12 protein-coding genes and 1 other RNA gene are annotated in these 14,259 nt (G+C 36.7%); 9 read left to right on the top strand and 4 right to left on the bottom strand.

Annotated features, from left to right (window positions below; all coding sequences use genetic code 11):
* Window positions 1-5 precede the first annotated feature (5 nt).
* The 9 genes from JM81_RS17985 to JM81_RS17945 all read left to right on the top strand — a co-directional run bounded on the left by JM81_RS17985 (window position 6) and on the right by JM81_RS17945 (window position 11,622).
* Window positions 6-1,001, top strand: a complete 996-nt coding sequence (locus JM81_RS17985) for a ThuA domain-containing protein (RefSeq protein WP_222430314.1) — start codon at window positions 6-8, stop codon at window positions 999-1,001.
* A 105-nt stretch (window positions 1,002-1,106) separates the two neighbouring features.
* Window positions 1,107-2,774, top strand: a complete 1,668-nt coding sequence (locus JM81_RS17980) for an OstA-like protein (RefSeq protein ID WP_261375167.1) — start codon at window positions 1,107-1,109, stop codon at window positions 2,772-2,774.
* A 9-nt stretch (window positions 2,775-2,783) separates the two neighbouring features.
* Entirely contained in the window at window positions 2,784-3,959 is a 1,176-nt protein-coding gene (locus tag JM81_RS17975; protein WP_144805438.1) for an aspartate aminotransferase family protein, read from the top strand.
* Window positions 3,960-4,062: 103 nt separating this feature from the next.
* A complete protein-coding gene (locus tag JM81_RS17970; protein ID WP_144805436.1) occupies window positions 4,063-5,466 on the top strand; it encodes a tetratricopeptide repeat protein in 1,404 nt (467 codons plus the stop codon).
* A 17-nt stretch (window positions 5,467-5,483) separates the two neighbouring features.
* Window positions 5,484-6,398 carry a DUF368 domain-containing protein gene (locus tag JM81_RS17965; protein ID WP_144805434.1) on the top strand — a complete coding sequence of 305 codons (915 nt, stop codon included), beginning with the start codon at window positions 5,484-5,486 and terminating at the stop codon, window positions 6,396-6,398.
* A gap of 13 nt (window positions 6,399-6,411) precedes the next feature.
* Window positions 6,412-7,425, top strand: coding sequence for a DUF368 domain-containing protein (locus tag JM81_RS17960; RefSeq protein WP_144805432.1), 1,014 nt, complete (start codon window positions 6,412-6,414; stop codon window positions 7,423-7,425).
* Window positions 7,403-8,152, top strand: coding sequence for a shikimate dehydrogenase family protein (locus tag JM81_RS17955; protein WP_144805430.1), 750 nt, complete (start codon window positions 7,403-7,405; stop codon window positions 8,150-8,152). The genes JM81_RS17960 and JM81_RS17955 overlap by 23 nt, the downstream gene beginning before the upstream one ends.
* A gap of 147 nt (window positions 8,153-8,299) precedes the next feature.
* A complete protein-coding gene (locus JM81_RS17950; RefSeq protein WP_144805428.1) occupies window positions 8,300-10,315 on the top strand; it encodes a DUF349 domain-containing protein in 2,016 nt (671 codons plus the stop codon).
* A 95-nt stretch (window positions 10,316-10,410) separates the two neighbouring features.
* Entirely contained in the window at window positions 10,411-11,622 is a 1,212-nt protein-coding gene (locus tag JM81_RS17945; protein WP_144805426.1) for a sensor histidine kinase, read from the top strand.
* Window positions 11,623-11,726: 104 nt separating this feature from the next.
* Here JM81_RS17945 and rny read toward each other — a convergent pair whose 3' ends face one another.
* The 4 genes from rny to JM81_RS17925 all read right to left on the bottom strand — a co-directional run bounded on the left by rny (window position 11,727) and on the right by JM81_RS17925 (window position 14,111).
* On the bottom strand, window positions 11,727-13,295 hold the full coding sequence (gene rny / locus JM81_RS17940; RefSeq protein WP_144805424.1) for a ribonuclease Y: 1,569 nt from the start codon (window positions 13,293-13,295) through the stop codon (window positions 11,727-11,729).
* Window positions 13,296-13,345: 50 nt separating this feature from the next.
* Window positions 13,346-13,455, bottom strand: a non-coding RNA gene (ssrS, locus tag JM81_RS17935) — 6S RNA.
* A gap of 59 nt (window positions 13,456-13,514) precedes the next feature.
* On the bottom strand, window positions 13,515-13,808 hold the full coding sequence (locus JM81_RS17930) for a cell division protein ZapA (RefSeq protein WP_089261870.1): 294 nt from the start codon (window positions 13,806-13,808) through the stop codon (window positions 13,515-13,517).
* A gap of 12 nt (window positions 13,809-13,820) precedes the next feature.
* Complete coding sequence (locus JM81_RS17925; RefSeq protein WP_089261872.1) at window positions 13,821-14,111, bottom strand: hypothetical protein; 291 nt, start codon at window positions 14,109-14,111, stop codon at window positions 13,821-13,823.
* Window positions 14,112-14,259 lie beyond the last annotated feature (148 nt).

Here is a 14,259-nt window from a genome sequence, read left to right as displayed (position 1 = left end):
CACCTATGAAACACATATTTGATAAAATAGTTTTTACAATGGTCGCCATTGCCTTCATATTGGCCTGTGGAGAGAATAAGAAAGAGAAACAAAAATTGGACGAAGGGACTGCGCCACCTCCCCATATTGTTTTTGTAACCGGCGACGAAGAATACCGTTCTGAAGAATCCATGCCAATGCTGGCCAAATTGGCAAAGCGTGAGCTAGGTGCCAAAGTCACTGTTTTATATGCGCTGGACAGCCTTGGTTTTATAGACCCTAACAGAACCGATCATATTGCAGGTTTGGAAGCATTGAAAAATGCGGATTTAATGGTCATATTTACAAGATTCAGGAACCTGCCTAAAGAAGAGCGTACCTATATTACTGATTATGTAGAATCCGGAAAACCTATTATGGGATTTAGAACGGCTACCCATGCGTTTATGTACAAGAAAGATTCTTCCCTAACAGTATTTAACGGGGAATGGTCCGCCAAGGTATTTGGCCAACAATGGATAACACACCATGGCCATTTTGATGATGGCAAGTTTCAAGTAACCAATGTAACGGTCAAGGAAGGACAGGAAACACATCCTATATTAAGGGGGTTCAATGATTTTAAGGCATATTCCTGGTTATACCATGTTGATGGCGGCGGTTGGAAACTTCAAGGAGACAGCAAGCCAATTCTTATGGGGCACTCCACAAAATCACAACATGAAATTGATGGCAAGTTGAACAAGTATCCTTTGGATAACCCCGTTGCATGGACCAAAAGTTATACGGGCTCTTCTGGAATCAAGGCCAGAGTTTTCTTCACAACTCTTGGCCATCCTTTTGACTTTAAAATTCCCGAAGCTAGAAAAATTGCTTTGAACGGTATTTTTTGGGCCTTGGGAAAGGAAAATCTTATTCCAGAAGATGGTGCAAACGTTGTGTTAGACGAAGCCTATATGCCCAACAACTCAGGATTTGGACAAAAGTTTAAAAAGAACAGGAAACCAGAGCTAATACCCTAAGCGTTTCCTAAATGTATACTAATAGTATTATCCGCTCTTGGAAATTGTTCTATTTTTGAAAAAAAAAGTAGATTGAAAACTATCGGTTTATTCGCCCTATTACTTTTGGCATTTGCAAATCATGGTCTAGCCCAAAATAGTGCGGATCAAGAAGAAGCCAAACAAATTAATATTGTTCATGGGGCCAATTTCACAAAGAACGAAGTAGACTATCCCGGAGCTTCAATATTCAGCAAAGATGAACGACAGGTACAATTTGAACATCAAGGTGCAGACCTTTGGTGCGATGTAGCCATTTATTACCAACTTGAGAACCGCTTGGAAGCCATTGGCAATGTAATTCTGAAACAAGGGGACTCGGTTCAAATGACCAGTAAAAAAATCAATTACCTAGGGGACGATAAATTGGCAAAAGCATGGGGCAACGTCATTTTAAAAAATGCCTCCATGACCTTAAAAACGGACACCCTGAGATTTGACAGGGAAAAACAAGAGGCCTTTTATCGTGACAATGGTACTGTAATTGATTCGGCAAATACGTTGACCAGTAAGATTGGCAAATACTTCATGGAATTGAAAAAGTATCAATTTTTGGATAGCGTACATGTTCAAAATCCAGAATACACCTTAGATTCCGAACAGTTGGATTATTACACTACCTCTAAAAATGCATACATGTACGGCCCCTCGACAATTGTAGGGGAAGCCTATAAAATTTACTGTGAACGTGGATTTTACGATACCAAAATAGAAAGCGGTTATGGTATTAAAAATACACGTATAGATTATAATAATAGAATAATTGAAGGGGATAGCGTTTATTTTAACAAAGCCAATGAATTTGCATCTGCTACCAATAATATTACCGTAACGGATACCATTAACAAGGGTATCATAAGGGCACATTATGCAGAGGTACATAAAGCAAAAGACTCTGTATTTGCGACCAGAAGAGCGGTATCTATTTCAGTACAGCAACAAGACTCGCTCTATGTACATGGAGACACTTTGATGGTTACCGGCAAACCTGAAGAACGCTTGCTCAGGGCATTTAGAAATGCCAAATTCTATAAGACGGATTTGAGCGGTAAGTGCGATAGCATACACTCGGAGCAAAAGACAGGTATCACCCAATTGATCAAGAATCCGGTTATATGGAACGGTGCCAATCAAATGACAGGAGATAGCATCCATTTAAAATCCAATCTAAAAACTGAAAAACTCGATTCCTTAAAAGTATTAAGAAATGCCTTTATAATCTCTTTGGATAGTGTTAGCATGACTGGTTATAACCAGGCAAAGGGCATTAACCTATTTGGCAAGTTCATAGAAAACGAATTAAAATTAATTGATCTGGTTCAAAATACGGAGGTGGTCTACTACATGTATAATGATGATGATGAACTTATTGGGATAGATAAAACGGTATGTAGCAAGATTAGGATAACCATGGAAGAGAACGATATAGAAAACCTTACTTTTTTCACGGATCCTGATGGTGATATATTTCCCGAAAAGGACCTGCCCGAAAATAGCAGGATATTAAAAGGATTTGTGTGGCGGGGAGATGAGCGTATTTTGACCAAGGAGGATATTTTTGACGAGGACGACAATAATTTGGAACTGGTGGTCATTCAAGGAATAGACAATCCTATTGACATAGATGCAGAAGAACAGCAGCGCAGTCAAAATGAGTCTGACCCCGTTAATAAGATCAAAACGGACAATGCCATAGACCCAAAAGCAAAGGCAACCAAAAAGAAGGTGAATTAAATAGTTCCCATGACCAAGGACTTTTTAAAATATCAGGCACAAACCTCACCCTACCCTTTAGGGATGGAAATTTCACATGCCAGTGGTAGCTATATTTATGATACTGCCGGTAACGCACATTTAGATTTTGTTGCAGGGGTTTCTGCCTGTACCTTGGGGCACAGTAATCCTAACGTGGTAGAGGCCGTACAGAAACAAGCTGCAAAATACATGCATGTAATGGTCTATGGTGAATATGCGCAATCCCCCGCAACGGACTATGTAAAGTTATTGGCTGCACAATTGCCCCAGCCCTTGGAGGTTACTTATCTGGTAAATTCAGGAACGGAAGCAATTGAGGGAGCTTTAAAATTGGCAAGGAGGTATACGGGGAGATCACAGATAATATCCGCAAGGAACGCGTATCACGGCAATACGATGGGAAGCTTAAGCTTAATGGATTTTGAGGAACGCAAAAGTGTGTTTAGGCCATTGCTCCCAGACGTGTATCACATAACCTTCAATAATGAAAAGGAATTAAATAAAATTACCACCAGGACGGCGTGTGTAATTTTGGAGACCATACAAGGTGGTGCCGGATTTATTGAACCCCAAAACCGGTATTTGGAAAAGGTAAGAAAACGTTGTGATGAAACAGGTGCGTTATTGATACTGGATGAGATACAGCCTGGTTTTGGACGAACCGGTAAACTATTTGCTTTTGAACATTACAATTGTGTACCGGATATATTGGTCATTGGTAAGGGAATGGCATCGGGTATGCCCGTTGGGGCCTTCGTGTCAAGTCCTAAAATAATGGGTACGCTAAGTAAACGGCCTAAAATGGGGCATATTACCACATTTGGAGGACATCCTGTGGTAGCATCGGCCAGTTTGGCCACCTTAAACGAGCTACTGCAGACCACGTTAATAAAAGATACTTTGTCCAAAGAACAAGTATTAAGAAAGCACTTGGTCCATCCAAGGATAAAAGAGATACGCGGAAGAGGATTAATGCTCGCTTTGATAATGGATACTGCAGATACGGCCAACTCCGTCGTGCTTAAAGCTAAAGAGAAAAATTTAATATTGTTCTGGCTATTATTTGAAGATAAGGCAGTAAGAATTACCCCTCCCTTGACCATTTCCATAGAGGAAATTAAAGAAGGATGTACTATAGTTTTAGGTATTTTGGATAGGCTGTAATTTAAGGTTGTTAACTAATTTGTTAATAATATAGCCACTATCACCTACCCTAACACGCTTCAAACACTTACTTTTAATTATCTAGAAATCCCAAAAAGTTCCTATGGCGTTAGAATCTAACGAGAAACCGGACAAGCCAATTACAAAATTTGAATCGATGCTCAAGACAGACGATGTCTATTTCTTTGATGCGGAGGATTTTGAAGATATTGTTCACCATTATCTAAACCACGGGAAAATTTCCTTGGCCAAAAAAGGCATTAAGATAGGGTTACAACAGCATCCTGCATCAATTGAATTAAAATTGCTTCAAGTTGAAGTATTGGTGTTTGAAAATCAAATAGAAAAAGCGGAAGCCTTATTGGATGAACTGCAACTGCTAGACCACCAAAACGAAGAAATATATATACAACGTGCAAATATTTTCTCCAAGCAGGACAACCATGAAGCTGCGGTTGAACTATTGCGCCAAGCCCTAGCCTTCAGCACCAATAGTTTTGATATTTATAGCTTACTTGGAATGGAATATCTGTTCATGGACGATTTTAAAGAAGCTAAGAAAAGCTTTATGAAATGTGTTGAATATGATGAACAGGATTATTCATCGCTCTACAATGTAATTTACTGTTTTGAGTTTTTGGAAGATTACGATGGGGCCATCATATACTTGAACGACTATTTGGAAAGTAATCCGTATTGCGAAGTAGCTTGGCACCAACTAGGTAAGCAATATTCGTACATAGAAATGTACGCAGAGGCATTGACCGCCTTTGAGTTTGCCATTATATCAGATGACAGTTTTATAGGTGCATATTTTGAAAAAGGAAAGGTGTTGGAGAAATTAGGTAGACATAAAGAGGCCATAGAAAATTATGAGACCACAATATCTATTGAAGATCCCACCTCTCATGCATTCTTAAGAATAGGAAAATGCTATGAAAAGCTAAAAGATATTGAAATGGCCAAATATTACTTTTACCAAACGGTACATGAAGATCCGTTATTGGATAAAGGATGGTTGGCCATTACCAATCTTTATTACAATATTAAAGACTTTGAAAAGGCAGTTTTTTACATCAACAAAGCACTTAACATAGATGGGGAAAACCCACTATACTGGAAAAAGTGTGCACAGATTCATACAGCGCTCAAAAATTATGACCAAGCAGATTTTGCCTTTAAACAAACCGTGGATTTAGGTAATTATGAATTGGATACGTGGTTGAAATGGGCAGACGTGGTGCATATAAATGGGGAAACCCATGCCGCAATAGAAATTCTGGCACAGGGAAGGGAATTTTATCCTGACAATCTTAAGCTTTTATATAAATCTGTAGGATTACAATGTATGGCCAATGATTTGATCAATGCCAGAATAACTTTAATGGATGCGCTAAAGATTGACAAAAATCAAAAAAAGCTTCATCTGTTCAAAGAAAAATTTCCTGAATTTGGCAATTCTGAATGGACCCAGAAAATTGTAAACAAATACAATAAAGCCTCTTAGAACGGGTTCTACATTTCATGGAAAATAGAAAACCAATAGATTACATATTTATTAGCCTTAAAGGCATGGCCATGGGCATTGCGGAACTGGTACCCGGGGTATCGGGAGGAACCATAGCTTTTGTTACAGGAATATATGAAGAATTCATAACCTCAATCAACAACGTTAATTTAACGACATTAAAATTGTTTAGGGAAAAAGGTTTTGCCACCTTTTGGGACAAATTGAACGGAAATTTTTTAGTAGCTCTTTGTTTGGGAATGCTTATTAGTATACTCTCACTTTCAAAAGTAATTTCCTGGCTTCTGGATACCCACCCCATACCTACTTGGGCATTTTTCTTCGGGTTGGTTCTGGCAAGTGTACTATTTGTTGCAAAATCAATCAAAAGATGGGGTATACTGGCTATAGCGCTGTTCATTTTAGGAACCGTATCCGCCTTCTATATTACTACGCTACCACCATCAACAAGTACGGGTAGCCTACCATTTATATTTCTATCCGGCGCCATAGCCATTTGTGCAATGGTCTTACCAGGTATATCCGGATCTTTTATTTTAGTATTGCTCGGCTCTTACAAAACAGTGCTAGAAGCGGTAAACGATAAGGACCTCGCCATAGTAACAGCCTTCGCCGCAGGGGTAATTTTTGGTATTTTGAGTTTTGCAAGAATCTTAAAATGGATGTTCACCAACTACAAAGATGCTACTCTAGCCATTTTAACAGGTTTTATACTAGGTTCATTGAACAAAATATGGCCTTGGAAAAACATTACCGAGGTTATACAGATTGGCAAAAAGGAGATTATTATAGATGAAAACATATCGCCATTTTCTTTTACGGGCGATAATCATTTAACCTTTGCAATTGTAGCTGCTATCATAGGTTTTTCCCTTATTTTTATATTGGAAAAATCAGCTTCTAAGAAGTAAGCAATAAAACTACATGAACCATCCCAGATCCTTAACCGATAAAATTTTCTTGGTCATAAAAGGATTATGCATGGGTACAGCCAACAAAGTACCCGGCGTATCTGGGGGCATCGTTGCCTTTGTCGGAGGGTTTTACGAGGAATTTATATACTCGCTTCAAAAAATCAATGCAAAGGCGTTCAAATTATTGATCGGCGGAAGATTTAAAAGCTTTTATAGATATATAAACGGACCCTTTTTAACCCTGTTGATCTTTGGTATGCTCATAAGTTATTTCAGCATATCCAAACTACTGGATTATTTTTTGGTCAAAAAAGAATTACTGGTCTGGTCCACTTTTTTTGGTATGATATTAGGTTCTATCTATTATATAGGTAAGGATTTTGATTATTGGAAAAAGAAGACCTTTACCGCTGCACTCATAGGATTAGGTATTGGTGTAGCCATTAGTTTTTTGAGTCCGGCAAAGGAAAACGACAATTTAATATTCATATTTCTATGCGGTATGATCAGTGTATCCGGCATGACCTTACCAGGACTTTCGGGTTCTTTTATATTAATTCTCTTGGGCAATTATGTGCTGCTTTTAGTAGATTCCGTAAATGCTCTGTATGATACTTTTTCAGAAATAATTGTTGGTGATTTTAGCTTCACTTCTAATAGTGAACGATTGCATACCTTAAAAATATTAGCGGTGTTTACATTGGGCTCCGCAACAGGCTTGGTAACATTATCACATGTATTAAGTTTTGTCCTAAAACATTATAAACATATTACAACTGCCACCATATTAGGTTTTATTACTGGTTCTTTGGGCGTTGTATGGCCTTGGAAAAAAACAATTTATAAAATTGGTGAAGATGGCAGTGTATTATTGGATTCGAATGGAAAAAGGATAATCATGAACTATGAACGTTTTCTACCGGACATGGGCATTTTAGAAAATTGGACCGCTATATTATTTATCGTTATTGGTATTAGCATTTTGTTACTTTTAGATTGGTATGGAAAAAACAGAACAACATAAATTTGGCTTGGTAGGAAAGAATATTTCGTACTCTTTCTCCCGGGGATATTTCAAAAAAAAATTCCAAGATTTAGGTCTTGAAAATTATAGTTACGAAAATTTTGACTTGAATTCCATAGAAATGTTTCCTTCAATATTTTCAAAAAACAATACAATTAGCGGACTCAATGTAACCATTCCCTATAAAGAAGAGGTTATTCCTTACTTGGACCATATGGATCATGCGGCTCAACAAATTGGAGCGGTGAACACCATAAAAATTGATGAGAATGGCCTTACAGGCTTTAATACGGATGCCTATGGTTTTAAAAACGCCATATTGCCCCACATACAACCTCACCACAACAATGCATTGATATTGGGTACCGGAGGCGCTTCAAAAGCAATAGCTTTTGTACTTGATGAATTGGGAATTGATTATAGATTTGTATCAAGGTCGGGCAAAAAAAATGGTTTTAGATATGATGAGTTAACCGTTGATACTATCGAAAAACATACCTTGATCATTAATTGTTCTCCTGTAGGTACCTTTCCTAATATAGAGGAAAAACCTGCCTTACCCTATACTTGTATTGGCCAAAAACATTTATTGTTCGACCTTATTTATAACCCGGAGGTTACGGCATTTTTGCAAACGGGTAAATTAAATGGAGCACGTATTTGCAACGGGTTAAGAATGTTAGAGTTGCAAGCGGAGAAAGCATGGTCTATTTGGAACAATATTTAATAAAGAAAAAAACTCTATAGTCTAAAATGCATAAAAAAACACAATCCTAAAGCCTGTCAATGCACCGTAGGCCAATACTAAAAATAGACGCTAATACTTTGCAATTCTAGGGGTAGTCACTATCTTGTAAACATATAATTAAGGAATATGTCCGAGGATAAAGAACACCAATTACCAGAATCATCAACAGAAGAAAATTCTACTACGGATACTTCAAGTAACGTTGCGGAAGGTCAAGATGTACAGGAGGAAATTACAGAAGAGCAAAAAACGGAAGAATCTTTAGATTCAGCCGCAAAAGAACCTGATGCCATAGATGAAATAGATGAGTCCAATGCAGAGGACGCGGAAGATGAAGATACCGTAAAAAGACATGAAATACCTATGCCGGATTATCATGAAATGAATATGGAAAACCTGGTTGGGGAACTGCAACGCTTAGTTAAAAATGAAAAGGTACAGGCCATACGTAAACATGTAGATTCCATTAAAGATGAATTCAACCAAAAGTTCGATGAATTTATAGAAGAAAAAAAGGAAGAATTCATAGCCAATGGTGGAAATGAAATTGACTTTAGGTACAACTCCGTTGACAAAAGACAATTCAACGAAGTGTATGCAGAATATAGGGAGAAAAGAAATCAGTATTACAAAAGCTTAGAAAAAAGCCATAAAGAAAATCTCGCCTATCGGTTAGATTTAATAGAACAATTAAAGGCTTTGGTAAATGTTGAGGAGGATATTAATACAACCTACAACAACTTTAAGGATATACAGGCCAAATGGAGGCACGCGGGTCCTATACCTAAGGCGAATTACAACAATGTTTGGAAAACGTATCACCACCACATTGAAATTTTTTATGATTTCTTAAATATCAACCGGGAATTAAGGGATCTTGATTTTAAGCACAATCTGGAAGAAAAAAGCAAAATAGTCACAAGAGCTGAAGAACTTGCCAAAGAACCAGATTTAAATAGGGCCTTTAGGGAATTACAAGTATTACATAAAATCTGGAAAGAAGATTTGGGACCGGTTGGCAAAGAGCATCGGGAGGAAATCTGGAACCGCTTTAGCGCGGCTACCAAAACTATTCATGAAAGAAGACAGGACTATTTTAAGAACCTTGATCAAATCAAGGAAGAAAATTTAGAGCGCAAGAATGCCATCATAGAAGAAATAAAGGAAATAGCATCTTCTGTTTCTTCCAATCATGGAACTTTGCAGCAACAAATAAAAAAGATTGAGGAATTAAGGGAGACATTCTTTAAGGCCGGCCAAGTTCCCCAAAAGGTGAATTCCAAAACATGGAATGCGTTTAAAAGCGCAGTACGTGAATTCAACCAAAATAAAAATGCCTTTTACAAAAACTTAAAAAAAGAACAACAGGAAAACCTGCAAAAGAAAAGGGAGCTCCTTGATTTGGCTATATCTTTAAAAGATAGTGAGAATTGGGATGTAACCACCTCAGAAATGAAGCGTATACAAAGCCAATGGAAAAAGATAGGCCATGTTCCGCGTAAGTATTCCGATAAAATTTGGAAGGATTTTAAAAATGCCTGTAACCATTATTTTGACAGATTAAATGCACTTAAGAATGATGCATTTAAGGAAGAAGAAGAAAATTACAAGAAAAAAGATGCCTGTATTGAGCGTCTAAAGGATTTTAAATTGAGCGGCGAAAAAGAAAAGGACCTCGCAGCTATTAAGGAATTTACAGAAGAATGGAAAAAAATTGGTAAAGTTCCGTTCAAGAAAAAGAACATTAACCAAAAATTCGACAAAATAATTGATGCCTTGTTCAATAAATGTGGAGTTAGCAAGCAAGAATCTGAACTGTTGAAATATGGTAATAAAATTCAACAGCTTAAAACAACGGACAATCAAGAACTGGCCATCCAAAATGAACGTGCTTTTATTAGAAAGAAAATAGACGAAAGTAAAAGTGAAATAAGGCAGTTGGAGAATAATTTGGAATTTTTCTCAAATGCATCAGAAAGTAATCCGTTGGTGCAAGATGTCATAAAGCGTGTTAATGAACATAAAGAGTCCTTAGCCGCATGGAAGGCAAAATTGAAAAAGCTGAATATTTTAAAAAATAATTTACTCAAAGAAGATGAAGAAGAAGGCGAGTCAACAGAAGAAGTTCAGCCTCAGGAGTAAACATAAAGGAACGGGTATAATAAACGAGTTACATAATCGTTATAAGTAGGAAAAAACCTACTATATAAAGTTTAAGTAAAAATTACACCCAACTAATGGTAAAACCAGAAATACCAATAAACGAACAAAAACGATTAAGTGTATTAAACAGTTTTAATATTCTTGACACCTTAGAAGAAAAAGAATACGATGCTATAACACGTATTGCTGCTGATCTTTGTAATACACCTATGGCACTTGTTTCGTTAATAGATGAAGATAGACAGTGGTTTAAATCTCATTATGGTATTGAATCTTCAGAAACTCCCAGGGATTTAGCCTTTTGTGCACATGCTATAAACAATCCAAACTCCTTATTAATAGTAAATGACGCTAACAAGGATCAACGATTTTTTGACAACCCGTTAGTTACAGGTGGTCCTTTAGTAAAGTTTTATGCGGGAGCACCTTTAAATACGAAGGAAGGGGTTTCACTTGGTACACTTTGTGTTATTGACACCAAACCAAGACATAATTTTACAAAACAACAACAAGCATCTTTAAGAGATCTCGCTGATCAAGTAATTGCCCAATTAGAATTACGTAAACAGAATATTCAGCAAAAATTGGTCAATGAAGAATTACGTATAAAAAATGATCAGTTAAAACACTTATCATATCGGCTTGCCCATGATATGAAAACCCCTCTACTTGGAATAAACTCTATTGTTGGCTTTATAAAAGAAGACTACAGTGATTTCTTAAAAGAAACTGAAATACCCAATTTCCTTTATATAATAGATAATAGAATAGAGTATATGGAGGCATTAATTAATGGAATTATTAATTACAATTCTATTACTAATGAAGAAATAATTGTAGAAAAATTTAATGTTTCAAATATGCTGAAACAGGTACTAAACCAAAATATCAACATAAACAATGTTAATTTACATCTAACAAATTGTGATATAGATATTAATCAATCACTTAGCAGTTTCAACCAGATTTTTAGGGATTTAATCTCAAACAGTTTAAATTTTGTCAATTCTCCCAACATTGATATTCACATATCCTTAAGTGAAGATTATGATTATTACTTCTTTACTTACGAAGACAATGGGCCTGGAATACCAGAAAAATACTGGCAAAAAGTATTTGGTTTGTTTGAAAAGCTACATACGATTGATGTTAAAAACACTGGTATTGGCCTGACAACTATAAAAACATTAGTAGAGAAACTTGGTGGTAAAATTACACTTGGTAAACGTAATAATAATAAAGAAGGTGTATTTTTTAGATTTTCTCTTGCAAAAATTAAAGTTTAATTCATGATTAAATATTGCTTATAAATTCTGCTTTAAATTTTTCAATTATCTCATAAAAAAAGCCTCTTGTTATAAGAGGCTTTGTTATTGAAGTAAATATGATATTATTTGGCCACGTTGACTGCTCTGGTTTCCCTAATTACAGTAACTTTTACCTGACCTGGATATGTCATATCCGTTTGTATCTTTTGAGAAATTTCAAAGGATAGCTGTGCAGCCCTATCATCGTTAACCTTTTCACTTTCAACAATGACACGTAATTCTCTACCTGCCTGTATAGCATAGGCTTTCTGCACCCCGCTAAAACCAAATGCAATTTCTTCCAAGTCTTTTAAACGTTGAATATACGAATCCAATACCTGTCTTCTAGCACCTGGCCTAGCACCGCTTATGGCATCACAGACCTGTACTATTGGAGCTATAAGAGTCTTCATTTCTATTTCATCATGGTGGGCTCCAATGGCATTACAGACCTCAGCTTTTTCTCCAAATTTCTCCGCCCATTGCATACCAAGGATAGCATGCGGAGTCTCCACTTCATTTTCAGTATTGGGCACTTTACCAATATCATGCAATAGACCTGCTCGTTTGGCAATTTTAGGGTTAAGACCAAGTTCAGATGCCATAACACCACACAATTTAGCCACTTCCCTAGAGTGCTGCAACAAATTTTGGCCATATGAAGAACGATATTTCATTCTACCCACGGCACGTATAAGTTCAGGGTGCAATCCATGAATACCTAAATCAATAACCGTACGCTTACCAATTTCAACAATTTCCGCCTCTATTTGTTTCTCGGTCTTCTTAACGATTTCCTCAATTCTAGCCGGGTGTATTCTACCGTCTGTCACTAATTTATGTAACGACAATCTTGCCACTTCTCTACGTACAGAATCAAAACAGGAAAGGATGATAGCTTCAGGAGTGTCATCAACAATGATTTCCACACCAGTAGCCGCCTCCAATGCCCTAATGTTCCTACCTTCCCTACCAATAATTCTACCCTTAACGTCATCAGATTCAATATTGAATACAGAAACACAGTTCTCTACTGCTTCTTCCGTACCAATTCGTTGAATGGTATTGATAATGATCTTACGGGCTTCTTGTTGGGCGGTAAGTTTGGATTCTTCTACCGTAGATTGTATAAAGGCCATAGCGTCTGACTTGGCAGTCTCCTTAAGGCTTTCCACCAATTGATTTTTAGCTTCATCTGCAGAAAGTCCAGATATGACCTCTAGTTGCTGAACTTGGCTTTTATGCATCTTGTCCAGTTCTTCGTGTCTTTTTTCAAACAAGGCCCTTTTCTGCTCTACTTCCTTTAGTTTTCCGTCTAATTGTGAGTTCATTTGCTTGTTTTTGGCAAGCTCGCTACTCACTTGAGATTCCTTATCTCGCGTACGCTTTTCCGCCTCGCTAATTTTTTTGTCCTTCCCGTAAATTACTTTTTCATGTTCGGCCTTTAGTTCTAAAAACTTTTCTTTGGCCTGTAATATTTTTTCCTTCTTAATGCTTTCCCCTTCCTTATTAGCTTCCTTTATAATGCGCTCAGCATCTTTCTTTGCATTTATTATGGTTTTAGAGGCTTTCCCTTTTTCCAAAAATTTTGCTATTGCAAAACCGATTGCCAGCCCAACTATTGCGGCAATAATTATCATTGTACTATCCATAGTCTAATTAATTAATAAAAAAAAAAGCCCACATTGGAGAAGTTTTGATCAAACTCCGGTAAACAGGTTTAGGGCTAACAGACTGATCAAGGATCCCTATACGAGTAGGGCCTGCTTTTACAATCTAAACTCACCCTTTTTAAAAAAATAAATGTTGAGTTTGTCAAAAGGTATTACCAATGTGGGCAGTAACTTAATGTATTTTAAAGAACGTTTTTTTTACAAAGCCAATTTAGAGTTCACCAAATCGTTCAACGCTTTTAAACGTTGTTCGGCCTCTTTGGATCCTTCCGTTTGCTCAATGCCGTTTTGCTCAATTTTAGATGCAAATTGCAGGGCACACATGGCCAATACATCTTGCTTATCTCTAACTGCATAATTCTGCTCAAATTTTTTGGCCAACTGTTCAATATTTTTAGCGGCCTTTCTTAAACCTTCCTCTTGCGCAGGATCGATCGTCAAAGGATATACCCTATCTGCAATAGAAAGTTTTATTTTGAGCTTTTCTGACATATTTTATAGACATTATTCTGAAAGTTGGGCTATACAATGGTCCAACTCCCGTATCAATGTATTTATTTTAAGCTTAGCTTCTGTTTTGTTTGTATTACTGCCAAGCATTGAATTTGCCAGTTTAAGAGAATTGTACTTCTCTTCCCATTCAGATACCGTTTTACTTGCATTCTCCTGTGAAGATTTTATATTCTTCAATTCCTTTTCCAACTCTAAATTAGCCTTGTTCAGCACTTCCAGCTTATGCAACAATTTGCTAATTTTATCTTCTAAGGAATCAACGATTTTAATCAATTCGCCCATACATCAAAATCAATGCGATTTACACAAAGTTAACATAGATTAGATGACTTAGCAATAGTTTTGTGAAATATTCCAAAATGAACTGTAATTAAATTGACAATTATATAGCCAAGATGTCTTTATAAAAATTTTAGCACGGGCAACTTCA

The organism is Maribacter sp. MAR_2009_72, from assembly GCF_007827235.1.
Taxonomy (GTDB): domain Bacteria; phylum Bacteroidota; class Bacteroidia; order Flavobacteriales; family Flavobacteriaceae; genus Maribacter; species Maribacter sedimenticola.
Note: the sequence above shows the minus strand (reverse complement) of the source record. Positions and strands in the feature narration are given on the sequence as shown.

Coding starts and splice junctions, on each gene's coding strand:
- JM81_RS17985 (WP_222430314.1), top strand. CDS start 6: ATGAAACACATATTTGATAAAATAGTTTTTACAATGGTCGCCATTGCC.
- JM81_RS17975 (WP_144805438.1), top strand. CDS start 2,784: ATGACCAAGGACTTTTTAAAATATCAGGCACAAACCTCACCCTACCCT.
- JM81_RS17970 (WP_144805436.1), top strand. CDS start 4,063: ATGGCGTTAGAATCTAACGAGAAACCGGACAAGCCAATTACAAAATTT.
- JM81_RS17965 (WP_144805434.1), top strand. CDS start 5,484: ATGGAAAATAGAAAACCAATAGATTACATATTTATTAGCCTTAAAGGC.
- JM81_RS17960 (WP_144805432.1), top strand. CDS start 6,412: ATGAACCATCCCAGATCCTTAACCGATAAAATTTTCTTGGTCATAAAA.
- JM81_RS17955 (WP_144805430.1), top strand. CDS start 7,403: ATGGAAAAAACAGAACAACATAAATTTGGCTTGGTAGGAAAGAATATT.
- JM81_RS17950 (WP_144805428.1), top strand. CDS start 8,300: ATGTCCGAGGATAAAGAACACCAATTACCAGAATCATCAACAGAAGAA.
- JM81_RS17945 (WP_144805426.1), top strand. CDS start 10,411: ATGGTAAAACCAGAAATACCAATAAACGAACAAAAACGATTAAGTGTA.
- rny (WP_144805424.1), bottom strand. CDS start 13,295: ATGGATAGTACAATGATAATTATTGCCGCAATAGTTGGGCTGGCAATC.
- JM81_RS17930 (WP_089261870.1), bottom strand. CDS start 13,808: ATGTCAGAAAAGCTCAAAATAAAACTTTCTATTGCAGATAGGGTATAT.
- JM81_RS17925 (WP_089261872.1), bottom strand. CDS start 14,111: ATGGGCGAATTGATTAAAATCGTTGATTCCTTAGAAGATAAAATTAGC.